We start from the raw sequence: 24328 nt of genomic DNA, 5'->3' as shown, positions 1-24328 counted from the left end.
CGGGGTGCGACACGGGCCATCGTTTTCCACTTCAGGCGTCGCCAATAGGGCCCAAGGTCCTCCCGGCCGCTCCGATGTCCAAAGTCCCCCGGGCTCACGTTCGGTCGACCCTGTCTCACCCGTTGCGCCGGTCCCAGCATGGGAGCATGACCACGATTGAGCGCACCCACACGATTCGAGACGCGGTCCGGACGTTCAACAAACACGTGCTGAACCCGGTCATGCTGCGGGTGGCCGGCCGCCGCCACTGGTACGCCGGAGTGATCCACCACACCGGGCGCCAGACCGGAAAGTCCTATGCGACACCCGTCGTCGTCGAGCAGTCCCCCGACGGGATCGTCATCCCGTTGCCCTACGGCGTCGACGTCGACTGGTTTCGCAATGCGATCGCGGCGGGACACGCCACCGTGACCGTGCACGGCGAGACCTTCGACGTCACCGACCCGCAGATCGTCGGCCCGACGATCGCCGCGACACGCATGCCCGCTCACCGGGCCCGGGGTTTCCGCCGGCTGGGCATCGAGACGTTCGCCATGTTCACCACCGTCGACTCACAGCGGAGCAGCCATGAACAGTGATCGTCTGAGGGGTCTCGCCGAGGCGCCGGGCCCCTTCGTCTCCCTCTACGTCGAGGGCGCCGTGGATGATCGGTTCTCCTCGGCGCGGTGGACCGCGATTCGCCGTCACCTCGAGGACTCGGGCGTCACCGAGCGCACGACCGGCGCGGTCGAGCGGGCCCTGCTGAACTATCGCCCCGGCCCCCGTCGGCGGGGACACGCGATCATCGCCGGCGCGCACGGATTGCTGCTCGACGAACCTCTGGTCCACCCACCCTCGGTGACCGTGCTGCGTGTCTCCGACTACCCATACGTATTGCCGCTCTTCGGGGTCGGTGCGGCGCGGCCACCCTACGTCGTCGCCGCCGTCGACCGCCTCGGCGCCGATCTGACCGTGCACTGCGGCCAGAACACCGCCAGGGAAGTCGTTCACGGCGAGGGCTTTCCAGTGCACAAGCCGGCCAGTGCCGGACTCAACGGCTACGGAGACCACCAGCACAGCACGGAGGAAGCGGTGCGGATGAACATCCGCGCCACGGTGGACCGCATCACCGAACTGACCGATCGGTCCCATGCGGAACTGATCTTCATGTGCGGCGAGGTGCGGTCGCGTTCGGACGTCGTCTCCGAACTGCCGCATCGGATCGCCACCCGGGTAATCGCCTTGCCCGCGTGCGCCGGAGGCGGCCGTGTCGACGAGCACGAGATCGCGGAATCGATCGACCAGGAGTTGGACCGGCGGGGCAATGACGCCGTCGACATGATCGTGGCACGCTTTCGGTCCGAGAGGAGTCGGCGCTCCGGCCTGGCCGTGGAGGGCCTGCCCGAGATCTGCGCGGCGCTGAGCGACGGCGCCGTCGACACCCTGATCATCGCCGACCTCCACAGCGCGACTGTGGTCACGGGTGACGACCGTACGGTGATCGCGTCCGACGCCTCAGCGCTGTCGATGTTCGGTGAGCCGGCACGCCGCGTCGCTCTCGCCGACGAGGCCTTGCCGTTCGTGGCGATCGCGACCGATGCATCGGTGGTGGTGTGCCCGGAGGGCTTCTTCAGCGCCGTCGACGGCGTCGCCGCCCTGCTGCGCTACCCCCACGTGGCCAACGGGGAATCGCCGGCTGATTCTCCCGCCCGGCAGAGCCCAGCCGTGCCGCTCTGAGCGGCCGTCACGAGCGACCGACCACGATCACCGGATTGCGCATCTCGCCGGCGACAGTGGCACTCACCGAGCCGAGGAGCAAACCGGTCACCGCACCGCGACCGCGGCTACCCACGACGACGAGCTGCGCCCTCTCGCCCTGTATCAACAGTTGGCGGGCCGGGTCCTCGAACCGGATCAGCGTGTGCACCGTCACCGAGGGATGACGGTCCCGCAGAGGTGCCAACGACTCGGCGAGAACCGCCTGGCCCTCCTCGATCAGGAACGACGACCGGCTCCCTGTCCCCGGTGACTGCTCAGGCTCATCACACACGTACAGCGCCAGGACATTCACGCGCCGCGCGGACGCTTCGACGAAGGCGACCTCTGCGGCAGCACCCGACCACCGCGAACCGTCGATCCCGACGAGCACCGGCTGCCGTTTCGTGCGCGTCGATCGGCGGACTGGCGGCGGGTCGGCGTGCACCACAGCCACCGGGCAGTGCGCGTGATGCAGCACCCCCGTGGTGACCGAACCGAGCAGACGTCGGAACCGCGTCGCGTTCCCGTGCCTGCCCACGACGACCATGGCCGCGTCGTGCGATTGCCGAGCGAGCAGCGGCGCCGGCGAGCCGGTCAGCCGCAGACCGTCGATGTGCGGTGCGCCGTCGACGGTGTGGGTTGCCGCGATCGCGAGCGCTTCGTCGAGAACGTCACCGGGCGGTTGGCCGCGAGAACCGTGGTCGGCGTCCTCGACGACATGGACGACCTCCAGAGTGGTTGTACGCGTGCGCGCTTCGGCGACAGCCCAGCGCAGCGCCGCGGTGGCCGATGCGGAACCGTCGACGCCGACGAGCACACCTCGCGAGGAGGAAGTTCCGGACATCGTTCTCCTGACGGGACGTGTGCTGAGGAAGTCATCTGCGACGACGGTACGGTCGAACGGCTCGGCGCCACAGGAGTCGATGGCGGGGACAAACGAGAGCCGATAGTCCCTACTCCCGTGGCTGTTTCGTGATCACAGTGGTGCTATGACGCGTGCAGAGATCACGGGCGAGGATGTCGCGGTGCCGACCGCGGGAGCAACTGTGGCCGGAAACCTCACCGTGCCCGACGGTGCCGTGGGGATCGTCGTGTTCGCCCACGGGAGTGGAAGCAGCCGACGCAGTCCCCGGAATCGCTACGTCGCAGAGGTACTCAATGACGCGGGTCTGGCCACACTGCTGTTCGATCTGCTGACCCCGGCCGAGGAGCAGGATCGAGCCAACGTCTTCGACATCGACCTGTTGGCCGAGCGTCTGATCGGGGCGACCCGCTGGCTGGCCGGGCGCGACGAGACACGTGCGCTGCCCGTCGGGTACTTCGGCGCCAGCACCGGCGGCGGCGCCGCCGTGGCGGCGGCAGCCGATCCCCGCGTGACCGTCGCCGCCGTCGTATCGCGGGGCGGCAGGCCGGATCTCGCCGGACCGGCGCTGTCGCGAGTTTTCGCGCCGACCCTGCTGATCGTCGGAGCGCGCGACTCGGATGTCGTCGCACTGAATCGGCAGGCGCAGAAGGCGATGCCGTCTGCCGAGTGCGCGCTGGCGATCGTTCCCGGTGCGACCCACCTGTTCGAGGAGCCCGGCACCCTGGAGGCTGTCGCCGCGTTGGCCAGAAACTGGTTCGTCGACCACATGGAACTCGTCGGCGCGACGTCGCGGCCTCCGCGGTCATGACGTCGACGACCGCGGACGGCCGTCGCACACTGTGCGCAGCGCAGGGAGCTTTGGCCGTTGTGCTGCACTGCAGCATCGATGATGCCTTTGCCTACATCGTGCGTACCGCGCAGCGTCACAACGTCGCCCCGCTGCGGTTGGCCGAAGCGCTCCTCGCCGTCGCGGCGGGCGGCCCGAGCACGTGCACCGACCTGGACGCGGCTGCGGCGGTCGACATGACATGGGGAGACATGCTGCGTACCGCTCGGTGGCAGCTCCCGCTGTCGTGATCAGCCCGTGTGGTGCAGACTCGCGCTGGCGGCCGCAGCCGCCGCCTCGGCCTGGCGCTGACGTTCGACGCGCCGTGTGATTCCGAGGAGTATGCCGCGGGTCAACAATGCGCGGGCCGGCCCCATCAGCTCTGCGAACACCACTTCTCCCGGATGACGCAGCGCCAACCGCCATCGGATCAACAGTCGGCACTGATCGTCGCCACACGGCACGAGATGCATCGACCACACCACATCCCAGACTCGCCGCAGCGCGTCGATCCGCAGCACGATCGCCCGCCCGTCGAGGACGGTGACGACCCGCGCAGTGAGACCGTCCGGCAGGCCCATCCAGCCTTTCGGCACGAGTCGGATCTCGTCGTCGGCCTCGAGGTGCTGCCATTCCGGATGCACCTGGTCGGCGTTGCGATACTGCAGCCCGAAAGCGTTCTCGACTGGTGCGAAGCTGTACAGCCCACCGCGGTTCTGGCCCATCTGCACCAGCCAGGGCCACACCTGCTCGGCGGGGGCGTTGATCGTGCCCGCCTCGGTGGTCCGCAGCATCGGCGGCCGCACCCGTTCGTCACCGGGCAGAACGTCCTGCGACTCGGCCTTGGTCGTGCCCCAGTCGCGGAAATAGCGGCGGGCCGCGTACAGCACCCCTGCAGCGACGAGTGTCGGCACCAGTCTGTGCGTCATGCCCTCAGCCTGAGTCGGCGCAGGTGATTCCGCTAGGGCCGGTGGTCCTTTCGCGCGCGACATCCACCTCACGGCTCGGGACTTCGGTCCCTGGTGCGTGAGCACGGTTCGGTGGTCGGATGGGAGTCAGTCAAGCACTTCCACAGGAGACGACATGACCGCGCAGACGAAGACCGCCGACTCCGAGAACGCTGTTGCGACACAGCACCACCGACCCACCTGGCCGGACTTCTCCGAGTTGTTCGCCGGCTTCCCGACCTGGGCGGAGATACGTCGTCCGGGGTTCGCCGGCCACCACCCGATCAAGATCGAGGACGAGCTCGTCGACGGCACGTACACGGTGCGCGCCGAGCTTCCCGGGATCGACCCTGCCACCGACGTCGATGTCACCGTGCGCAACGGGGTTCTGACCATCACAGCGGAGCGCAGCGAGAAGAATGAATCCCATGGCCGCTCGGAATTCCACTACGGGTCGTTCACGCGTTCGCTGACGTTGCCGACCGGAACCGAGGAGGAGTCGATCACCGCGCGATACGAGAAGGGCATTCTCACCGTGTCGGCGCCGATCGCCGAACCCGAGACACCCGCACGCCGCGTGGCCGTCGAGGCGGCTGAGTGAGCTCACGATGGGCAAGCAACGACCTTTTCTCACCGAGGCGATGGCCGCGATCGGCATCGCCGCGCTGTATCGACACCACGTCGCCCCCTGGATACACACCTGGGGTGCGCGTCGGGAGGAGATGACGGCTGTCCTGCCCGGCGACGAACTCGTCGACCCCGACGCGCTGCGGACCACCAGGGCAGTGACCATCGACGCCCGGCCCCGCGACGTCTGGGCATGGCTGGTGCAACTCGGTGAGGGCCGAGGCGGCTTCTACAGCTACTCACTGCTCGAGCGCGCCGTGGGTGCAGACATCCACAACGCTGACGCGATCCATCGGGAGTGGCAACGTCTCGACGTCGGCGACACGATCTGGCTGGCTCGCCGGTACGGGCGTCGGGCGTCGATGATCGTGGCCGCGGTCGAGCCGGAATCGTATTTGGTGCTGGTCTCCCCCGCCGACAGCGAACGCCTCGGGCGCGGCGAAAAGGCATTGGGTAGTTGGTCTTTCGTGCTGCGGCGGGAGCAGGACTGGACGAGGCTGCTGGTGCGCGGCAGCGGCGAGGCCGTCGGCCACTTCTGGTTCGACATCCCACACTTCGTGATGGAGCAGAAGATGATGCGCGGGATCGCCGCGCGCGCGGAGCGCACCCGGCGCGGACAGATCGTCGAAGCGATACGCAGCGCGCATCCCGCGCCCGAGACGGTGCTGACGACCGACGTACGTATCGATGGACGATGACCGCGCCGGACTAACCGGATATCCGCTGGACAGCGGGCGCATAATTGGTGGCGATGACAGGCTCGGCCGCTGCGCCCCGTAAACCCGTGATTCTCACCGTCGACGACGATCCCGCGGTATCCCGTGCGGTGGCTCGCGACCTGCGCCGCCACTACGGCGAGAAGTTCCGCATCGTCCGGGCCGAGAGCGGGCCCGACGCGCTGGAAACCCTCAACGAGTTGAAGCTGCGCGGCGAAACCGTCGCGGTGTTCGTCGCCGACTATCGGATGCCCCAGATGAGCGGCATCGAGTTCCTCGAAGCGGCGATGGACATCTTCCCGATGGCGCGCCGCGTGCTGCTCACCGCCTACGCCGACACGCACGCCGCGATCGACGCGATCAACGTCGTCGATCTGGACCACTACCTGCTCAAGCCGTGGGATCCACCGGAGGAGAAGCTCTACCCGGTGATCGACGCGCTGATCGAGGCGTGGCGCGCCACCGGCGAGCGGGCCATCCCGCACACCAAGATCATCGGGCACCCGTGGAACGCCCGATCGTCGGAAGTGCGCGAGTTCCTGGCCCGCAACCGGCTGTTCTACACCTGGTTCCGCTCCGACGAACCCAAAGGCGCCGCCCTGCTCGAGGCCGCGGGCCAGGACGGGCTGACGTTGCCGGTGGTGATCACCGAACAGGGCGAGACGCTGATCGACCCCACCGACGCCGAACTGGCCGCGACGCTGGGCCTGACCACCACCCCGTCCGGTGATTTCTACGATCTCGTGGTGATCGGCGGCGGCCCGGCGGGCTTGGCGGCGGCCGTCTACGGCGCCTCCGAAGGCCTCAAGACCGTGCTGATCGAGCGCACCGCCACCGGTGGGCAGGCCGGACAGAGCTCACGCATCGAGAACTACCTCGGATTCCCCGACGGCCTGTCCGGCGCCCAACTCGCCGAACGCGCCCGCCGCCAAGCCGAGAAGTTCGACGCCGAGCTGATCACCGCCGCCGAGGTCGTCGCCCTCGAAGTGGACGGCAACGCCCGCACGGTGCATCTGTCCGACGGGCGGGCCATCGGCACCCGGGCGGTCATCCTCGCGATGGGCGTGGAGTATCGACAGCTGCCCGCCGAAGGATGCGAGATCCTGACCGGCGCCGGCGTCTACTACGGCGCGACGACCTCGGTCGCATCTGAATGCGATGACGACGAGGTCTACGTCATCGGCGGCGCGAACTCGGCAGGGCAGGCCGCGATGTTCCTGTCGCGCACCGCGAAGTCGGTGACCATCGTCAGCCGCCGCACGCTCGAAGACTCCATGTCGCACTACCTCGTCCAGCAGATCCGCGCGCAGGACAACATCAAGGAGATGCCGAACACGGTCGTGCACGCGGTCAAGGGCGACGGGCACCTCGAAGGCATCTGCCTGGAGCACCGCGACACCGGCGAGCGTGAAGAGTTCGCCTGCGGGCGGATGTTCATCTTCATCGGCGCCGAACCGCGCACCGACTGGCTCGACGGCGTCGTCGTGCGCGACGGCCACGGCTTCATCGTCGCCGGACCGGATCTGCGCGACGTGAGCGGCTGGACGCTGGATCGCCCACCGCACCACCTCGAGACGAGCGTGCCGGGCGTGTTCGTCGCCGGCGACGTTCGCGCGGAATCGGCCAAGCGGGTCGCCGCCGCCGTCGGCGAAGGGTCGATGGCGGTCATGCTCGTGCATCGCTACCTGGCTGAGACCTGAGGCGCGTCACCGTGACCGGCTCGTGCGACGTCAGCGAACTCCGCGATCTCTTCATCTTCGAGGGCCTCACCGACGAGCAACTCGCGGCGCTGTGTGCCGGCGGGCGGATCGCGACGTTTCCGGCCGGTGAGCTGTGCCGCGAGGGTGAACCCGCCGCCTTCTTCTACGTCCTCCTCGACGGCGAGATCTCACTGTCGAAGCGGTCCGGCGCGCGGGACATCCCGATCTGGCGGGCCTGCGCACCCGGCTCGTACTGCGGCGCGTGGTCGGCGTTCCTCCTCGACGAGACGACGACGTACGAGAACACCGCGACCCTCACCAAGCCATCACGGCTGTTCGAACTCGACGCCACCACCCTGGGCACCTTCTTGACCACGCAGTTCCCGATGGCCACGCATCTGCTCGTCGGGCACTCACACGGCCGGTACCACCAGCGTCGCATCCTCGGGCCGCACGACCGTCTCGTGCAGTTGGTACAGATGACCGCCGGGTTGACGCACGAGCTGAACAACCCCGCGGCCGCCGGGATGCGCGCGGCACGGGGACTACGCACCCAGATCGCGGGGATGCGGCACCGGCGGGCCGAACTCCCCGATCGCTCGCTGCCGCCCGAGGCCATGCAGTCGCTCGTCGAGTTGCAGGACCGGGTCGCCGAGGTGGCCGGCAAGGCGCACGATCTGACGTCGGTGCAGAAGGCGGACCTGGAGGAAGCACTCGGCGAGTGGCTCGAACGTCACGGCGTGGCCGACGCCTGGGCGCACGCCGCGATCTTCGCCGAAGCCGGGCTGGACATCGATTGGATGGAGCGCATCTCGGCGGCGCCGTGCTGCAGCACGCCGAGCTCCCTGGGACCCGTCGTGCGCTGGCTGGCCAGCACCGCGGAGACCGAACTGCTGCTGACCGAGATCACCGACGCGACCACGCGCATCTCCACTCTCGTCGACCAGGCCAAGCAGTTCACCCAACTCGACCGGGCCCCGTCGGACGTCGTCGACGTGCACGGCCTGCTCGAATCGACGCTGGCGATGCGGTCGCACCGGCTGGGCCCCCACATCACCGTCGTGCGCGACTACGACGAGAGTCTGCCCGCGCTGCCCTGCTACCCGGCCGAGCTGAACCAGGTGTGGACCCATCTGATCGACAACGCGCTCGACGCGATCGGCGCCTCGCCGGGCACGCTGACCCTGCGCACGCTGCGGGACCTGGACCGGCTTCGCGTGGAGGTGTGCGACACCGGTCCCGGCATGTCCGACGACGTGCTGGCCCGCGTCTTCGACCCGTTCTTCACCACCAAACCGTTCGGGGAGGGCACCGGACTGGGCCTCGACGTCGCCGCGCGCATCGTCGACCGGCACGACGGCAGCCTGTGGGCGGAATCAACTCCCGGCGATACGCGTTTCATTACTTCACTGCCGATCGGGCCATAGGAAGGACCTGTCATGGGCGAAAAGTGCCTTCCCGACGAGTTGCGCTCGTTGTTCCTCTTCGAGGCACTCGACGACGAACAGCTGGCGACGCTGTGCGCCAACGGTCACATCGCCACCTTCGAACCCGGCCCGATCCACTCCGAGGGTGATCCCGCGACGTGCTTCTACGTGCTGATCGAGGGCGAGCTGGTGATGTCGAAACGCTCGGGCGGAGTCGACATCGAAACCAACCGCACCTCGCAGCGGGGCGTGTACTGCGGCGCGTGGTCGGCCTACATCCCCGGCGCCGAGCACGTCTATCAGGCGTCGGTTCGGGTCACCACGCCGTCGAAGTTCTTCGTCCTCGACGCGAACGCCTTCGCGGAATTCATGCAGAAGGAATTCCCGATGGCCGTGCACCTGCTCGAGGGACACATGGTCGGTGGCCTGCGGCAACGCCAGATCCTCGGCCAGCGCGAGAAGCTGCTGGCGCTGGGCCAGCTGTCGGCAGGCCTGACCCATCAGCTCAACAACCCGGCGGGGGCGACGGCCCGCGCGGTCGCCGATCTGCGTGAAGGCGTCGGCAAGATGCGGCACAAGCTCGCGATGCTCGCCGACGGCAAGTTCACCCCCGCCGCGCTGAAAACGCTGATCAGCATTCAGGACGAGGTCGCCGAGCAGGTGGCCAAGTCGAAGTCGCAGGAGCTGACGGCACTCGAGACGTCAGACCGTGAGGATCAGATCGGCGACTGGCTCGACGAGCACGGCATCGCCAGCGCGTGGGACTACGCGCCGACATTCGTCGAGGCCGGTCTGGACGTCGACTGGCTGGAGCGTGTCGAGGCCTCCATCGACGACGTGGACTGCTCGGCCACGCTGCCGGGCGCGATCGGCTGGCTGAAGTACACGATCGACACCGAGTTGCTGATGAACCAGATCGCCGAGGCGAGCAAGCGCATCTCCGCGCTCCTGGCCGGCGCCAAGCAGTACTCGCAGATGGATCGCGCGGAGTACCAGAGCGCCAACATCCACGAACTGCTGTTCAGCACGGTCAAGACGATCTTCGGCGACAAGCTGGGCAAGGACAAGCCGGTCGCGCTGCACTGGGACAAGGACAAGACGCTGCCCGAATTGCTCTGCTACCCGGGCGACCTGAACCAGGTCTGGACGAACATCATCGACAACGCGATCCAGGCCATGAACGGCCACGGCAACCTGACGATCCGGACCATGCGGGAGAACGAGTCCACGGTGCGTGTCGAGATCTGCGACGACGGACCGGGCATCCCCGAAGACATCGTCGAACGGATCTTCACCCCCTTCTTCACCACCAAGCCGTTCGGCGAGGGCACCGGGCTCGGGCTGGACCTGGCCTGGCGCATCGTCGTCGAGAAGCATCACGGCAACCTGTCCGTGCAGTCGCAGCCGGGCGACACCCGGTTCATCGTGTGCCTGCCGCTGGAGGCGCCCGCGCCCACGGAAACCGCGGCGTCGGCCACAACCGGTATGACCGAGCCCGCTGCCGGGTAGTGACCTGAGCGAGGAATTCCTACGACGAGAGGTCCCGATGTCTGAATCCGAAGGTCCGTCACTCAAGCCCGCACTGGGCCGATACGGGGTGTGGACCGGCCAGCCGGTCACCCCGGAGCAGGCCGCGGACATCGAAAAGCTGGGCTACGGCACCGTGTGGGTGGGCGCTTCGCCGGCGGCGGATCTGGCGTTCGTCGAACCGATTCTCGAGAAGACCGAGACTCTGCAGGTGGCCACCGGCATCGTCAACATCTGGACCGCCGACGCCAACGAGGTGGCCGAGTCGTATCACCGCATCGAGAAGGCCTTTCCCGGCCGGTTCCTGCTCGGCGTCGGCGTCGGCCATCCTGAGCACCAGCAGCAGTACACCAAGCCGTACCAGGCACTCGTCGACTACCTCGACGTGCTCGACGCCGCGAAGGTACCCACCAGCCGCCGCGTGCTCGCCGCGCTCGGGCCGAAGGTGCTGAAGTTGGCCGCGCAGCGCAGCGCCGGTGCGCACCCGTACCTGACCACCCCGGTGCACACCGGCCAGGCCCGCGAACTGCTCGGGCCGACGGTGCTCATCGCGCCGGAGCACAAGGTGGTTCTCACCGATGACCCGGCCGCTGCGCGGGAGGTGGGCCGGCAGACCGTCGACTTCTATCTCGGGTTGTCCAACTACGTGAACAACTGGAAGCGGTTGGGCTTCACCGACGACGACCTGGACCGGCCCGGCAGTGACCGGTTCATCGACGCGGTGGTGGCGTACGGATCACCCGACGAGATCGCGGCGCGACTCGACGAGCACCTGCAGGCCGGCGCGGACCACGTGGCCATCCAGGTGCTCGGCGGCGGCGACGAGCTGCTGTCGACGCTGGAGGAGCTGGCGCGTCCGCTGGGTCTCGCGCAGAGTTGATTCCTGCCGGATAGAGTCGGCAACCATGCGATTGCTGGTTACGGGGGGCGCCGGCTTCATCGGTGCGAATTTCGTTCATGCCACCGTGCGTGAACGCGACGACGTGCACGTCACCGTGCTCGATGCGTTGACGTACGCGGGGAGCCGCGAGTCGCTCGCGCCGGTGGAGGGGGACATCCGCCTGATCGAGGGTGACATCACCGACGCGGAACTGGTCGGCAGGCTGGTCGCCGAGTCCGATGCGGTGGTGCACTTCGCTGCCGAGACCCACGTCGACAACGCACTCGCCGATCCCGCTCCGTTCGTTCACACGAATGTACTGGGAACGTTCACGGTGCTCGAAGCGGTGCGCGCCAATGACGTTCGTCTGCATCACATTTCGACCGACGAGGTGTACGGCGATCTCCCGCTGGGGGATCCGGTGCGATTCACCGAGGCCACGCCGTACAACCCGTCGAGCCCGTACTCGTCGACCAAGGCCGCCTCCGACATGTTGGTGCGCGCCTGGGTGCGGTCGTACAACGTCGCCGCGACGCTGTCGAACTGCTCGAACAACTACGGCCCGTATCAACACGTGGAGAAGTTCATTCCGCGGCAGATCACCAACATCCTGACGGGGCGGCGACCGCGCCTGTACGGCGCCGGAGCCAACGTTCGGGACTGGATTCACGTCGAGGACCACAACAGCGCGGTGTGGCGCATCCTGACCGACGGCGAGATCGGCCGCACCTATCTGATCGGGGCGAACGGCGAGCGCGACAACCTCACGGTGCTGCGCACGATCCTGCGGCTGATGGACCGCGCCGACGACGATTTCGACCACGTCATCGATCGAGCGGGCCATGATCTGCGCTATGCCATAGATCCCGGCCCGCTGCGCGATGAACTGGGGTGGACGCCACGGCACACCGATTTCGAGGAGGGGCTCCGCGCGACGATCGCGTGGTACCGCGACAACGAATCATGGTGGGCTCCACTGAAAGACGCGGTCGAAGCGCGCTACCTGGTGCGTGAAGGGTGAAGGTGCGCGAGCTCGTGGTCCCGGGCGCGTGGGAGCTGACGCCGACGGTGCACGGTGACTCACGCGGCGGGTTCTTCGAATGGTTCACCGAGGCGTCGTTCACCGCCATGACGGGGCATTCCCTCGATCTGAAGCAGGCGAACTGCTCGGTGTCGTCGACGGGAGTGCTGCGCGGCCTGCACTTCGCACAGCTGCCACCGAGTCAGGCCAAGTACGTGACCTGCATGCGTGGCGCTGTCGTGGATGTCGTGGTCGACATCCGGGTCGGCTCCCCGACCTACGGCAGCTGGGATGCGGTGACGCTGGACGACGACACTCACCGGGCGGTGTACCTGTCAGAGGGCTTGGGTCACGCTTTCCTTGCGCTACAGGACAATTCGGTGGTCACCTACCTGTGTTCGGCCGGCTACGACCCCGCACGGGAGCACACCATCGATCCTCTCGACCCGGCGATCGGCATCGACTGGTCCTCGTGGCTTCCCACAGCCGACCTGATCCTGTCCGATCGCGATCGCGCCGCCCCGTCCCTGGCCGACGCGAATTCCAGCGGTGTACTGCCCACGTGGGAAGAGTGCGTCGCGTTCGCCGAGAAGCTCCGCGGCTAGGGCCCCTGGTCGTCTTCGGGTAGGAGGTAGCGCTCGGGGTGGTGGTAGCCGTTCACGCGGCGTCGGCCGGTATCGAGGTCGGGTGGGGGCAGCCATTCGGTCTGGCCGCGGTCGTTGACTTTCGTGGTCCAGCCGGTCTGTTCGACCATCCGATTGATGCTCCTATGCAGCGTCAAGGCTTTCTTTGGGTGCGGCTAGGTCGGCTTGGAGTGCTCGGTAGAGCTCGCGTACGACTGCCCGTTTGAGGCAGCGGATGATTTCTTTTTTGGTCTTTCCTTCTTGGATCCGCCGTTCGAGATAGCGCTGAGTGGGTTCGTGCCATCGCAGACGATTGATCACGATGAGGTGGATGGAGCAGTTGGCGTGACGGTCGCCGCCGCGATGTAACCGGTGGCGAGTGGTGTTGCCACTGCTGGCTGGAATGGGAGCTACCCCGCACAAGCGAGCGAGAGACGCTTCGGAAGAGAGTCGGTCGCTGTTCTGGCCGGCAGTTGTCAATAGCTGGCCAGCGGCTTCAGTTCCAACTCCGTTGATGGCTAATAGGTTTGGTGCGTGTTTGGTGAGGATGTCCTTGAGTTCGGTGTTGGCTTCGGCGATCTCCTCGTCGAGATATTGGATCCGTCGAGCCAGGCGTCGCAGCATCCTGCGGGCGGTGATCGTGGGATCGTCGATGGCGCCGGCGGTCGGTATGCGCAGCCGGGCGCAGCGTGAGACCAGGGCGGCGCGGTCATAGCTGGCGAGTTTTGCTCGCAGATCTTCGGGTGCGCACCAGAGCAGGCCGTGGATCTGCTGAAGCGCTGCTTTGCGCGCCTTGGCTGCGCTGCGGCGGGTAGCCCGGATCTGTCGTACGGCCTCGACATGACCGTCACGATTTTTTGGGGTGGTGGTGGCTGATTCGCTGAGTACCGCGCGGGCGGCGTTGATCGCATCGATTGGATCGGACTTGCCTTGTCGGCGGCGGTCTTGGCGGTTAGGTCGGGCCACCTCGATCACTCTCACGCCCTGGGCTTGCAGATGACGGTGTAAGCCAGCCCCGAACGAGCCGGTGCCCTCGATACCAACGGTGGTGAGGCCGCCGAGCGACTGCGCCCAGGACAGCAGGCGTTGATACCCCGCCGGTGTAGCTGCGAACTCCTGATCACCCAATAGCTGGCCCGTGCCAGCATCCAAAACGGCGGCGTGATGGGTCATTTTGTGAGTGTCGACGCCCGCTACGACGTGACGAGTTAGCGATAGCTTTGTCATGCTGGTTCCTGCCGTCCTCTATCCGGTGGATGGGTGGGCGTCACCGGCGTCGATGGTTGGACAGGACAGAGATGGGGGCCTGTTGGCGCAAGCTCCTATGAAGTCACAGCCGTCACGTCGGTGACGTCGAGCACGCCACCATCGACGACAGCCGACAGATCAACACGCAGGACAACCCGTTAAGGGTGTCAGTCAGGGCCGGAGTCAGACCGCCGCCGACAGTGGCGCCCCTCCATGCTCTCTGTCCGGTCCACACGCGAGGGTGAGGGTGGTGATGTCGGTGGCGCCGCCGTCCTTCCAGTCCTGCACGTGATGCACCTGCGCCCAGTAGCCCGGCACCGTGCAGCCGGGTCTGGTGCAGCCCCGCGCGGAAGAGTGCAGCATGATCCGCTGCGCGGGTGAGGCCAGCCGTTTCGTGCGGCCGAGGTACAGCGGCTCATTGGTGTGCCGATCGAACACCGCCAGATAGTGATGGGCGTGGCCGGCCATGCGGATGAGGTCCGCCACCGGCAACAGAGAGCCACCACCGGTGACCGCCATCCCCGCGGACTTCTCCAGCTCCTGCAGCGTCGTCGACACGATCACCGTGACCGGTAATCCGTTGTGCGACCCCAAGTCCCCTGAGCACAAGGCCATCCGCCCGACGGCCAGCCACGCGTCATGGTTGCGCTGGGCAGCGCTGCGCGTGTCATCCCGGCGCTGTTGCTCGTCGGGTTCTGCGTCGACACACGGTGTCTGGTCGTCGGGGTTGCACATGCCCGGGGCGGCAAGCTTGGCCTGGATGGCTTCGTAAGTGGCGCGTGCTTCCGGGGTGATCCAACCGGACAGGCGGCTCATCCCGTCGGCCTGTTGCTGGCCGAGCGTGATGCCGCGTCGGCGGGCCCGGTCGGCGTCGGTGGGTTCGGGGCCGTCGGCGTCGATCATCGCCGCCAACCGATCCGCAGCCTTCTTCAACTCATTCGGGGTCAGCCCGGCGCCGAGGCGGGCGAGTTGGCGGTCGGCGGCAGCGCGGGTATCGACATCCACCCACACCGGCAGTCCGTCGTGGAACGTCGCGATCACCGCGACATGCTCAGCATCCAACGCTCCGGCGGCTTGCGCCGCAGCAGTCGCCTCCCACAACGGCTGCAACGGCTCCCCGGTCAACGCTTGCCGCGGACCCAACGCGGCCGCTTCGGCGAGTCGGCGTTTCGCCTCTCTATCCGAGACCCGCAGCGCTGTCGTCAACACCTTCTTCCACGACGCTTCCCCCAGCCGGCGCGGCTCCGTCTCTGTGGTCAGCCGAGCCAGGATCTGATGCTCCAACGCCGGAACCGACCGCACCACCGTCGTGACCTCAGCCAGCAGGGCTACCAGCTCAGGATGGGTCAGCGTGTCGCAGGCCTCGGACAGGATCGCGAGCTGAGCCCGCATCCCCTCCACCGCACCCGCGACTACCTCCATACATCGAACACTAGTTCGATATACCGACAAGTCCCGCCTCTTGCCATCACCCAGCGAGGATTACTAGGATATCCAACTATCTACACTCGGTCGCTCCTGGAAGGCTCCTCATGACCAAGCGAATTCCCCACTTCATCGACGGTAAGCGCAGCGAGCTGGCATCCACTCGGACCGCAGACGTGTTGAATCCGAGCACGGGCGAGGTCCAGGCTCAGGTGCTGCTCGCCAGCAAGGCCGACGTGGACACCGCGGTCGCCTCTGCCGTCGAGGCGCAGAAGGAGTGGGCGGCGTGGAACCCGCAGCGCCGGGCCCGCGTCATGATGAAGTTCATCGAGCTGGTCAACGCCAATACCGAAGAACTCGCCGAACTCCTGAGCATCGAGCACGGCAAGACCGTCGCCGACTCCAAGGGCGACATCCAGCGCGGCATCGAGGTGATCGAGTTCGCGATCGGCATCCCCCATCTGCTCAAGGGCGAGTTCACCGAAGGCGCCGGCGGCGGCATCGACGTCTACTCGATCCGCCAGCCCCTCGGCGTGGTCGCCGGCATCACGCCGTTCAACTTCCCCGCGATGATCCCGCTGTGGAAGGCCGGACCCGCGCTGGCATGCGGAAACGCGTTCATCCTCAAGCCTTCTGAGCGTGACCCGTCCGTTCCGCTGAGGCTCGCCGAACTATTCCTCGAGGCGGGTCTGCCCGCCGGCGTCTTCCAGGTGGTGCAGGGTGACAAGGAGGCCGTCGACGCGATCCTCACCCACCCCGACATCCAGGCCGTCGGCTTCGTCGGCAGCTCCGACATCGCGCAGTACATCTACTCCACCGCCGCCGCCAACGGTAAGCGCAGCCAGTGCTTCGGCGGCGCCAAGAACCACATGATCGTCATGCCCGACGCCGATCTCGATCAGGCCGTCGACGCGTTGATCGGCGCCGGCTACGGCAGTGCGGGCGAGCGGTGCATGGCGATCAGCGTCGCGGTCCCGGTCGGCGAAGAGACGGCGAACCGGCTCCGTAATCGCTTGGTGGAGAGAGTCAATCAGCTCCGCGTCGGGCACAGCCTGGACCCGAAGGCCGATTACGGTCCGCTTGTCACCGCTGCCGCACTCGAGCGGGTGAAGAGTTACATCGCCCAGGGCGTGGATGCCGGTGCCGACCTGGTGGTCGACGGTCGCGAACGGACGACGGACGAGCTCTCCTTTGACGACCAGAGCCTGGAGAACGGCTACTTCATCGGTCCCACGCTCTTCGACCACGTCACCACCGACATGAGCATCTACACCGACGAAATCTTCGGCCCGGTGCTGTGCATCGTCCGCGCCCACGACTACGAGGAGGCACTGAGCCTTCCGAGCAAGCACGAGTACGGCAACGGCGTCGCAATCTTCACCCGCGACGGCGACGCAGCGCGCGACTTCGTCTCGCGGGTACAGGTCGGCATGGTCGGCGTGAACGTCCCGATCCCGGTGCCGGTGGCCTACCACACCTTCGGCGGCTGGAAGCGGTCCGGCTTCGGCGATCTCAACCAGCACGGCCCCGCGTCGATCCAGTTCTACACCAAGGTCAAGACCGTCACCGAGCGGTGGCCGTCGGGCATCAAGGATGGCGCCGAATTCGTCATCCCGACCATGAAGTGACGACGTGGACTTCTTCAGCCTCGGCGACGACGACCGCGTGATCGCCGAGACGGCAGCGGCGTTCGCCACGAAACGGATGGCGCCCCACGCGTTGGAGTGGGACGAGACGCATCACTTCCCCACCGACGTCCTGCGGGAAGCCGCGGAACTGGGCATGGCCGCGATCTACTGCCGCGAGGACGTGGGCGGCAGCGGCCTGCGGCGCATCAACGCGGTGCGCATCTTCGAACAACTCGCCACTGCCGATCCGACCGTCGCCGCGTTCCTGTCCATCCACAACATGTGCGCGTGGATGATCGACACCTTCGGCTCACCCGAACAGCGCAAGACGTGGGTGCCCCGGCTGGCGTCGATGGACGCGATCGCCAGCTACTGCCTCACCGAGCCGGGCGCCGGCTCCGACGCGGCCGCCCTGCGCACCAAGGCTGTTCGCGACGGTGACGGGTGGGTGCTCGACGGGGTCAAGCAGTTCATCTCCGGGGCCGGTAGCTCCGACGTCTACGTCGTGATGGCGCGCACGGGAGCCGATGGCCCCAAAGGCATCTCCGCCTTCGTCGTCGACAAGGACACGCCGGGATTGAGTTTCGGCGCCGACGAACAGAAGATGGGGTGGAACGCTCAACCCACCCGGCAGGTGATCCTCGACGGCGCACGGGTGCCCGCCGAGGCACTCCTCGGCGGCGAGGAGGGCACCGGCTTCGGCATCGCGATGAAGGGCCTCAACGGCGGCCGCATCAACATCGCGGCCTGCTCGCTGGGCGGCGCGCAGGCGGCCTACGACAAGGCGACCGCCTACCTGGCCGACCGGCACGCCTTCGGCGGTGCGCTCATCGACGAGCCCACGATCCGGTTCACGCTGGCCGACATGGCGACCGCGCTGGAGACGTCACGAATGATGTTGTGGCGAGCGGCGACTGCGCTCGACGAGGATCACCCGGACCGGGTGGAGCTGTGCGCGATGGCCAAGCGCTACGTCACCGACGCCTGCTTCGACGTCGCCGACCAGGCGCTGCAACTCCACGGCGGGTACGGCTACCTGCGCGAGTACGGACTGGAGAAGATCGTCCGCGACCTGCGGGTGCATCGAATCCTCGAGGGCACCAACGAAATCATGCGCGTGGTGGTCGGGCGGGCAGCCGCTGCCCGGGCCCGCGCCTCGTAGACGACGACGTAAAGAGGAGAAGCATGACGACGATCGCATTCCTGGGACTCGGCCACATGGGCGGCCCGATGGCGGCGAACCTGGTCGCCGCCGGGCACACGGTGCGCGGCTTCGACCCGGTGGTCGCGCTGCGGGACGCTGCCGAGGAGAAGGGCGCGGCGGTGTTCCACACCGGCGCCGAGGCAGTCAGCGCAGCCGAGGTCGTGATCACCTCGCTGCCCAACGGAAACATCGTCAAGGCTGTGTACGACGAGGTGCTTCCGGCGGCCCCCGGCGGCGCACTGCTCATCGACACGTCCACGATCTCGGTCGACGACGCGCGCACCATCCACACCCAGGCAGCGGATCGCGGCCTCGCGCAGATCGACGCACCGGTCTCGGGAGGTATCAAGGGCGCGACCGCCGGCACGTTGGCGTTCATGCTCGGTGGGGACACCGGGGCCGTCGAACGGGCCCGCCCGGTACTGGAACCGATGGCGGGCAAGATCATTCACTGCGGCGATTCGGGCGCCGGGCAAGCCGCCAAGCTGTGCAACAACATGGTGCTCGCGGTGCAGCAGATCGCGATCGGCGAGGCGTTCGTGCTCGCCGAGAAGCTCGGCCTGCCCGCGCAGTCGCTGTTCGACGTGATCACCGGCGCGACCGGCAACTGCTGGGCAGTCCACACCAATTGCCCTGTGCCCGGGCCGGTTCCGACGTCTCCGGCCAACAACGACTTCACGCCCGGTTTCGCGACAGCGTTGATGAACAAGGACCTCGGCTTGGCGATGGCCGCGGTGGCGTCGACGGGAGCGCAGGCTCCGCTGGGGACGCACGCTGCGGACATCTACCGACAGTTCAACGAAGATCACGCCGACAAGGACTTCAGCGCTGTGATCGAGATGCTGCGCGGCTAGACAGGTCCCAGCAGGATCTGCCGGATCACCGGACGGGCGAAGCGAATCAGCTCGTCACGGCTCAGCTCGGCGACGGCGGGGTTCACCATCACGTAGCGGGTGACGGCCAAGCCGATGACGAACGCGCCCATCAGGCCTGCACGTTGGGCCGCGTGGTCGGGGGTGACGACCGCCAGCGCCGGCCCCACCTGGGTGGCGAACACCCGTCGCATCGTCTCGACGGCAGACTCACTCGTCATGGCCGCCCGCAGCAGCGCGACGAACGTACTGTCCTGCTCCCAGACCGCGAAGAACCGGGACAGCAGGACGTCGGCGACGTCGTCGGGCGCGACGGACGTGAGATCGGGCAGATCGAGGGTGAAATCGGCGGCCTCGGCGAACAGCTCCTGCTTGCTCCCGAAGTAGCGGTTGATCAACGCCGGGTCGACGCCCACGTCGGCGGCCACCGCGCGCATCGTGGTGGCTTGATAGCCCTCGGAGCCGAACCGCGCGCGGGCCGCCGCCAGGATGTCGGCGCGCGTCTTCGACGCGTCGCGGGATCGGGTCGAGCTCACCCGCGCAAGGATAGGACGCCGTGTACGCGCGGAAAGCTAGGCAGCGGTCGGGGTGGGATGGGTGTCGCGCCAGGAATCGTGGATCTGCCGACAGTCCGCGATGCGATGCAGGATGCCCGCTCCCTCTGAATCGACTGCACCGACCGAGATCGTCGCCACCCCCGCGGCGTTCGCGGACTTGAAGCTCGCCGACGAACCCGCGAACGCCAGCGAACTGCGGGCCGTGACGCCCAGTTCGGCCAGCGCGGCCCGGAACAGGTCGGTGCCCGGCGCATCCTCGGCGGTGACGATCGCGGTGACCACACCGTCGCCGACGAGCTGCCGAACCAGCGGCGCCACCCAGGAGTGGCTGCCGGAGCTCACCACCCCGACACTGATCCCCGCGGCATAGGCCTCGGTGATCAGGTCCGCCAGGCCTGCGCGGGCCGTGATGTCGGCATCGAGGATCGTCTCGGCGAGAATCCGGTTCTTCCGGGCGCAGATGTCGTCGACGAGGAGTTCGGCGAGCACATCGCAGTCGGAGCGGATGCCGCGCTTGCGCAGTTCGGCGGCCACCCGCCGGCGCTCGTCGCTCAGTGTCAGCAGCTGCCGGTACCGCGCCTCGGACCAGACGATGTCGAGGCCGAGCTCGGCGAACGCCGCGTTGAACGCGAGTCGATGCCCGGCGCAATCGAGGTCGGCGATCGCGTCGAGGTCGAAGATCACCGCCTGAAGGGAGGGCTTCAAGGTCGGTGCGAGGCTCTCGCTGGGGCTGGGCCAGTCCCACCAGAACCGACCGGCACGCCAGGTTTTCTGCTGTGAGGGCTCCATGACCGTCATGGTGTCCCAGGTCACAACTCGGCCGCCTCCCCCATTAGGGGGATTCGGCGGGGAATCGCGGGTGCGCCTCTAAGGTGAGGGCCATGACCAGCCCCTCGGATCGCCCCGGCCCGGTGCGAATCGTGCTGGTAGACGACCACGAGATGGTGATCGAAGGCCTCAAGGCCATGCTCACCGCGTTCGCGAGCAGGGTCACCGTGGTGGGCCAGGCCGTCGGCGCGGAAAAGGCCATGGACGTGATCGCCGACCTCGATCCCGACATCGTGCTGTGCGATGTGCGCATGCAGGGTTCGAGCGGTCTCGATCTGTGCCAGCGGCTGCGCGAGCGCGATCCGGGCCGTCGCGTCGTCATGCTCTCGGTCTACGACGACGAGCAGTACCTGTTCCAAGCGCTGCGTGTCGGAGCGGCGGGCTATCTACTCAAGAGCATCAGCAGCGAGGAGCTGGTGCGGCAGCTCGAGTTCGTCCACACCGGGGCGACGGCGATCGATCCGGTGATGGCCGCGCGCGCAGTCGACACGGCTGCCCGCCTGCAGCGCGACGAGTTCTGGCCCGGCGCACGCCAGGGCCTCACCCAACGAGAGAGCGAGATCCTCGCGCTGGTGGTCAACGGTCTGTCCAACCGCGCCATCGCGGCCAAGCTGGTGATCGGCGACGAGACGGTCAAAACCCATCTGAGCTCGCTGTACCGCAAACTCGGCGTCAGTGATCGCACCGGTGCGGTGGCCACCGCTCTGCGCGAAGGCATCTACCAGTGAGCGCGCGGCCGGTCCTGACCGCCGATCGGGAACTGGCGCTGCTGCGCGAACTGATCCAGGCTGCCTCGCGCGGCCCCGGCGTGGAGCCGCTGGCCGCCGCGGCGGCTCGGATGATCACCGCGGCCACCGACAGCGACGTCTGCTTCGTCCACGTCCTCGACGACACCGAGCGATCGCTGACGCTGGCCGGCGCCACCCCACCGTTCGACGCCGAGGTCGGCAAGATCCGGCTGCCCCTGGGCCAGGGAATCTCCGGGTGGGTGGCCAGTCACCTGGAACCGGTGGTGATCCGCCGCGACAAGGAGTCCGACCCTCGCTACCTGCCGTTCCAGTCGCTGCGCGGACGTGACTTCACCTCGATGGTCTCGGTGCCGATGGAGTCGACCCCGGGCGGGCTGGTCGGCGTGCTGAACGTGCACACCGTGGCCGAGCGGGACTTCGGGGACCGCGACGTCGAGCTGCTGCTGGTGATCGGCCGACTCATCGCCGGGGCCATGCATCAGGCCCGCCTGCATCGCCAGCTGGTGGCCCGCGAACGCGCCCACGAGAACTTCGTCGAGCAGGTCATCGAGGCCCAGGAGATCGAACGGCGCCGGCTCGCCGGCGACATCCACGACGGCATCTCCCAGCGGCTGGTCACCCTGTCCTACCGGCTCGACGCCGCCGCCCAGGCAGCGCGCTCCCCCGATGACCGCGAGGCGCTGACCGAGCAGCTGGACCGCGCCCGCGAGCTGGCGGACCTCACGCTGCAGGAGGCCCGGGCCGCGATCAGTGGCCTGCGCCCACCGGTGCTCGACGACCTGGGTCTGTCCGGCGGGCTGGCCAGCCTGGCGCGGTCGATCCCGCAGGTCAAGATCAACACCGACCTCGCCGACACCCGGCTGCCCGACCACATCGAGCTCGCGCTCTACCGGATCGCCCAGGAGTGCCTGCAGAACGTCGTCAAACATGCGCGCGCGACGGTGGCCCGGCTGGCGTTCCACGCCGACGACCAGACCGCCCGCCTCGAAATCGCCGACGACGGCGTCGGTTTCGACACGTTGGAACGCCCGCTGGGTAGCGACGAAATGGGCGGATACGGTCTGCTGTCGATGGCCGAACGCGCCGAGATCGTCGGAGGCCGACTCAACATCCGCTCGCGCCCCGGGGCGGGCACCACCGTCACGGCGACGATCCCACTTCCCAGCCGCTAGAGCGGCCGCGAGCTAGAAGTCTCCGGCGCCGCGGCGCAGCGTCTCGATCGCTGACGACAGGGCGAGGGACTGCTCGTCGGTGATGCCGAGATCGGCGAACACCTCGGTGTTGAGCGTGACGGTGGCGTCCTCGACCGTGGACCGCCCCAGGTCGGTGAGGCGGACCAGCGTCGTGCGCCCGTCGGTCGGGTGTGGGATGCGCTCGACCAGACCGTCGGCCTCCAGCCGGCGGATCGCGTGCGTGACGCTGGTGACGTGGACCTGCAACCGGTCCGACGCCTTGGTGATCGGCAGCGCGCCGGTCCGGCTGAACGCCAGCAGGCGCAGCAGTTCGAACCGCGAGAAGCTCAGGTCGTAGGGCCGCAGCGCGGCCTCGACTCGGGCCAGCAGGATCTGGTGGGCGCGCATCACGGACGTCACAGCGACCATGCCGTCGGCCACCTCACCCCACCCCGAGGCCTCCCAGTTGGCGCGGGCGGCGGCGATCGGGTCACGGGGCACGCCTCTTCTTACCGCATCACAGCTGCTTCTCCAGCAGCACCTTTCCGTCGGTCATCGAGACCATCTGCACCGCGGAGATGTCAGCGCGCTGCATCGGGGTCGTCCCGCTGGGGAGCGCCGTCGCCCCGGGGATCCCCAACCAGGTCGCGATCTGCGATCGGGTGCCGTCGCGGCCGACGACGACCATGCCGAGGCCCTTGGGCGGCGTGTTGTTGTCGCCCCACTGGCCGTAGGAGCAGGACATGTCGATGCGGGTGCCCCAGCCGAAGTCGGTCAGCGCGATGCTGGCGTTGATCGGCGTCGGAGCCATCTTGGTCATGTCGGCCATCTGTGCGGTGTTCTGTGTGGTGGCGCCGTCCTCGAACCCCATGATCGCGGGCCGGGCCACCAGCAGAATGCCGACGGCCAACACCGCCGCGGCCAATCCGACGACGGTCGAGGTGACCCACCGGCTGCGGCGGCGGCGCCACCGAACCTTGGCCAGCACGTTGTCGAGTACCTCGGGGCGCAGTGGCGGGTACGGCTGCTCGTCGTCGAGAGCGGTCACGTCGTCGAGGTCGAGCAGTCCCAGCAGCCCCGGCATCCCGGACATCTCTGCCACGGCGTCGCGGCACTGCGCGCAGCCGGCGAGGTGGTCTTCGTATTCGAGGCGCTCGTCGCTGCTGAGCGAGCCCAGCACGTAGGCCGCGTCCCAGGTCAGGTAGCGGTCGTCGCGCTCGTGGACGGTCATCGCGTCACCCCCATCTCCTGGAGTCCCAGTCTCAGGGCCCGCATGGCGTAGTGCAGCCGGGATTTGACCGTGCCCTCGGCGATGCCGAGGTCGGCGGCGATCTGCGCGGTCGTCCAACCCTGGTAGTAGGCGCGGCGGACGACGGCGCGGTGTTCCTCCGTCAGCTGGGCCAGCGCGGTGGAGAGCAGGATGCGGTTCAGCGCGGTGTCCACCTCGTCGGACGATGCGCGGTCGACGACCTCTTCCGGCACCGGTTCGGCGGCCTCGTTGCGGAACCGGGCGCTGCGCCGCTCGTCGATGATCATGTTGCGCGCGACGGTGAACAGCCAGGCCCGGGCGGAGCGCTCCGCGTCCGCGGTGACCGAGGGATGTCGCCACGCCTTCAGCAGCGTCTCCTGCACCACGTCCTCGGCGCGGGCGCGGTCACCGGTCAATCGCAGCGCATAGCGCCACAGCGCATCGCCGTGTTCGTCGTAGAGCACGCGCATCATGGCGGCCTCCGGATCGTCCATTCCCAA

Annotated in this window: 25 protein-coding genes and 2 pseudogenes; 17 read left to right on the top strand and 10 right to left on the bottom strand. The window is 67.8% G+C overall.

Going from position 1 to position 24328, the window contains the following annotated elements; all coding sequences use genetic code 11:
* Window positions 1-146 precede the first annotated feature (146 nt).
* Window positions 147-578, top strand: a complete 432-nt coding sequence (locus tag ACZ50N_RS05805) for a PNPOx family protein (RefSeq protein ID WP_464474882.1) — start codon at window positions 147-149, stop codon at window positions 576-578.
* Window positions 568-1716 carry an Rv2629 family ribosome hibernation factor gene (locus ACZ50N_RS05800; RefSeq protein WP_464474881.1) on the top strand — a complete coding sequence of 383 codons (1149 nt, stop codon included), beginning with the start codon at window positions 568-570 and terminating at the stop codon, window positions 1714-1716. The genes ACZ50N_RS05805 and ACZ50N_RS05800 overlap by 11 nt, the downstream gene beginning before the upstream one ends.
* A gap of 7 nt (window positions 1717-1723) precedes the next feature.
* Here ACZ50N_RS05800 and ACZ50N_RS05795 read toward each other — a convergent pair whose 3' ends face one another.
* A complete protein-coding gene (locus ACZ50N_RS05795) occupies window positions 1724-2581 on the bottom strand; it encodes a universal stress protein (RefSeq protein WP_464474880.1) in 858 nt (285 codons plus the stop codon).
* Window positions 2582-2750: 169 nt separating this feature from the next.
* On the opposite strand from ACZ50N_RS05795, the pseudogene ACZ50N_RS05790 reads away from it, so the two are divergent.
* Both ACZ50N_RS05790 and ACZ50N_RS05785 read left to right on the top strand, forming a co-directional pair.
* Window positions 2751-3410: pseudogene (locus ACZ50N_RS05790) on the top strand (dienelactone hydrolase family protein); the annotation flags it as partial.
* Window positions 3407-3679 carry an ANTAR domain-containing protein gene (locus ACZ50N_RS05785; protein WP_048424693.1) on the top strand — a complete coding sequence of 91 codons (273 nt, stop codon included), beginning with the start codon at window positions 3407-3409 and terminating at the stop codon, window positions 3677-3679. The pseudogene ACZ50N_RS05790 and the gene ACZ50N_RS05785, both read left to right, overlap by 4 nt.
* Here ACZ50N_RS05785 and ACZ50N_RS05780 read toward each other — a convergent pair whose 3' ends face one another.
* Window positions 3680-4357 carry an SRPBCC family protein gene (locus tag ACZ50N_RS05780; protein WP_464474879.1) on the bottom strand — a complete coding sequence of 226 codons (678 nt, stop codon included), beginning with the start codon at window positions 4355-4357 and terminating at the stop codon, window positions 3680-3682.
* Between the two features lie 154 nt (window positions 4358-4511).
* Here ACZ50N_RS05780 and ACZ50N_RS05775 point away from each other — a divergent pair, with 154 nt between their 5' ends.
* From ACZ50N_RS05775 to ACZ50N_RS05740, 8 genes are read left to right on the top strand one after another with little or no spacing between them, the layout of a single operon-like run.
* The gene (locus tag ACZ50N_RS05775) at window positions 4512-4976 is read left to right on the top strand and encodes an Hsp20/alpha crystallin family protein (RefSeq protein ID WP_464474878.1); all 465 of its coding nucleotides are present in this window, start codon (window positions 4512-4514) and stop codon (window positions 4974-4976) included.
* A 7-nt stretch (window positions 4977-4983) separates the two neighbouring features.
* Window positions 4984-5700, top strand: coding sequence for a hypothetical protein (locus ACZ50N_RS05770; RefSeq protein WP_464474877.1), 717 nt, complete (start codon window positions 4984-4986; stop codon window positions 5698-5700).
* A 53-nt stretch (window positions 5701-5753) separates the two neighbouring features.
* Window positions 5754-7418: an NAD(P)/FAD-dependent oxidoreductase gene (locus ACZ50N_RS05765; RefSeq protein ID WP_048425040.1), complete on the top strand. Its 1665-nt coding sequence runs from the start codon at window positions 5754-5756 to the stop codon at window positions 7416-7418.
* A gap of 11 nt (window positions 7419-7429) precedes the next feature.
* Complete coding sequence (locus ACZ50N_RS05760) at window positions 7430-8845, top strand: ATP-binding protein (protein ID WP_048424694.1); 1416 nt, start codon at window positions 7430-7432, stop codon at window positions 8843-8845.
* Between the two features lie 12 nt (window positions 8846-8857).
* Window positions 8858-10354 carry an ATP-binding protein gene (locus tag ACZ50N_RS05755; protein ID WP_464474876.1) on the top strand — a complete coding sequence of 499 codons (1497 nt, stop codon included), beginning with the start codon at window positions 8858-8860 and terminating at the stop codon, window positions 10352-10354.
* A 37-nt stretch (window positions 10355-10391) separates the two neighbouring features.
* The gene (locus ACZ50N_RS05750) at window positions 10392-11252 is read left to right on the top strand and encodes an LLM class F420-dependent oxidoreductase (RefSeq protein WP_046362715.1); all 861 of its coding nucleotides are present in this window, start codon (window positions 10392-10394) and stop codon (window positions 11250-11252) included.
* A gap of 25 nt (window positions 11253-11277) precedes the next feature.
* Complete coding sequence (rfbB, locus tag ACZ50N_RS05745) at window positions 11278-12273, top strand: dTDP-glucose 4,6-dehydratase (protein WP_464474875.1); 996 nt, start codon at window positions 11278-11280, stop codon at window positions 12271-12273.
* Entirely contained in the window at window positions 12270-12878 is a 609-nt protein-coding gene (locus ACZ50N_RS05740) for a dTDP-4-dehydrorhamnose 3,5-epimerase family protein (protein WP_464474874.1), read from the top strand. Before rfbB ends, ACZ50N_RS05740 begins: the two co-directional genes overlap by 4 nt.
* On the opposite strand, the pseudogene ACZ50N_RS05735 reads toward ACZ50N_RS05740, so the two are convergent.
* The 3 genes and pseudogenes from ACZ50N_RS05735 to ACZ50N_RS05725 all read right to left on the bottom strand — a co-directional run.
* Window positions 12875-13033, bottom strand: a pseudogene (locus ACZ50N_RS05735) (HNH endonuclease signature motif containing protein); the annotation flags it as partial. The gene ACZ50N_RS05740 and the pseudogene ACZ50N_RS05735 sit on opposite strands and share 4 nt — an antisense overlap.
* A 7-nt stretch (window positions 13034-13040) precedes the next feature.
* Complete coding sequence (locus ACZ50N_RS05730) at window positions 13041-14123, bottom strand: IS110 family RNA-guided transposase (RefSeq protein ID WP_046362712.1); 1083 nt, start codon at window positions 14121-14123, stop codon at window positions 13041-13043.
* A 204-nt stretch (window positions 14124-14327) separates the two neighbouring features.
* Window positions 14328-15566, bottom strand: a complete 1239-nt coding sequence (locus tag ACZ50N_RS05725) for an HNH endonuclease signature motif containing protein (protein WP_464474873.1) — start codon at window positions 15564-15566, stop codon at window positions 14328-14330.
* 110 nt (window positions 15567-15676) lie between these two features.
* On the opposite strand from ACZ50N_RS05725, the gene ACZ50N_RS05720 reads away from it, so the two are divergent.
* Genes ACZ50N_RS05720 through mmsB form a run of 3 tightly spaced genes read left to right on the top strand, consistent with a single transcriptional unit; the run spans window position 15677 to window position 19255 of the window.
* A complete protein-coding gene (locus ACZ50N_RS05720) occupies window positions 15677-17197 on the top strand; it encodes a CoA-acylating methylmalonate-semialdehyde dehydrogenase (RefSeq protein WP_046362711.1) in 1521 nt (506 codons plus the stop codon).
* A 4-nt stretch (window positions 17198-17201) separates the two neighbouring features.
* Window positions 17202-18359 carry an acyl-CoA dehydrogenase family protein gene (locus tag ACZ50N_RS05715; protein WP_464474872.1) on the top strand — a complete coding sequence of 386 codons (1158 nt, stop codon included), beginning with the start codon at window positions 17202-17204 and terminating at the stop codon, window positions 18357-18359.
* A 23-nt stretch (window positions 18360-18382) separates the two neighbouring features.
* Window positions 18383-19255 carry a 3-hydroxyisobutyrate dehydrogenase gene (gene mmsB / locus ACZ50N_RS05710; protein ID WP_046362709.1) on the top strand — a complete coding sequence of 291 codons (873 nt, stop codon included), beginning with the start codon at window positions 18383-18385 and terminating at the stop codon, window positions 19253-19255.
* Here the strand turns inward: mmsB and ACZ50N_RS05705 are convergent.
* Both ACZ50N_RS05705 and ACZ50N_RS05700 read right to left on the bottom strand, forming a co-directional pair.
* On the bottom strand, window positions 19252-19809 hold the full coding sequence (locus ACZ50N_RS05705) for a TetR/AcrR family transcriptional regulator (RefSeq protein WP_464474871.1): 558 nt from the start codon (window positions 19807-19809) through the stop codon (window positions 19252-19254). The two genes, mmsB and ACZ50N_RS05705, sit on opposite strands and share 4 nt — an antisense overlap.
* Window positions 19810-19845: 36 nt before the next feature.
* Window positions 19846-20619, bottom strand: a complete 774-nt coding sequence (locus ACZ50N_RS05700) for an HAD hydrolase-like protein (RefSeq protein WP_464474870.1) — start codon at window positions 20617-20619, stop codon at window positions 19846-19848.
* Between the two features lie 92 nt (window positions 20620-20711).
* On the opposite strand from ACZ50N_RS05700, the gene ACZ50N_RS05695 reads away from it, so the two are divergent.
* Together ACZ50N_RS05695 and ACZ50N_RS05690 are read left to right on the top strand one after the other, a co-directional pair.
* Window positions 20712-21386, top strand: a complete 675-nt coding sequence (locus ACZ50N_RS05695; RefSeq protein ID WP_046362707.1) for a response regulator — start codon at window positions 20712-20714, stop codon at window positions 21384-21386.
* Window positions 21383-22579 carry a GAF domain-containing sensor histidine kinase gene (locus ACZ50N_RS05690; RefSeq protein ID WP_046362706.1) on the top strand — a complete coding sequence of 399 codons (1197 nt, stop codon included), beginning with the start codon at window positions 21383-21385 and terminating at the stop codon, window positions 22577-22579. Before ACZ50N_RS05695 ends, ACZ50N_RS05690 begins: the two co-directional genes overlap by 4 nt.
* A 12-nt stretch (window positions 22580-22591) precedes the next feature.
* On the opposite strand, the gene ACZ50N_RS05685 is transcribed toward ACZ50N_RS05690, so the two are convergent.
* The 3 genes from ACZ50N_RS05685 to ACZ50N_RS05675 are packed head-to-tail and all read right to left on the bottom strand — an operon-like array spanning window position 22592 to window position 24322.
* On the bottom strand, window positions 22592-23080 hold the full coding sequence (locus tag ACZ50N_RS05685) for a MarR family transcriptional regulator (protein WP_046362705.1): 489 nt from the start codon (window positions 23078-23080) through the stop codon (window positions 22592-22594).
* Window positions 23081-23096: 16 nt separating this feature from the next.
* Window positions 23097-23810, bottom strand: coding sequence for a zf-HC2 domain-containing protein (locus tag ACZ50N_RS05680; protein ID WP_464474869.1), 714 nt, complete (start codon window positions 23808-23810; stop codon window positions 23097-23099).
* Entirely contained in the window at window positions 23807-24322 is a 516-nt protein-coding gene (locus ACZ50N_RS05675; protein ID WP_048424703.1) for a sigma-70 family RNA polymerase sigma factor, read from the bottom strand. Before ACZ50N_RS05675 ends, ACZ50N_RS05680 begins: the two co-directional genes overlap by 4 nt.
* Window positions 24323-24328: the final 6 nt, after the last annotated feature.

Source organism: Mycolicibacterium obuense, assembly GCF_055397605.1.
This window is presented reverse-complemented; position numbering and strand designations above follow the sequence as displayed.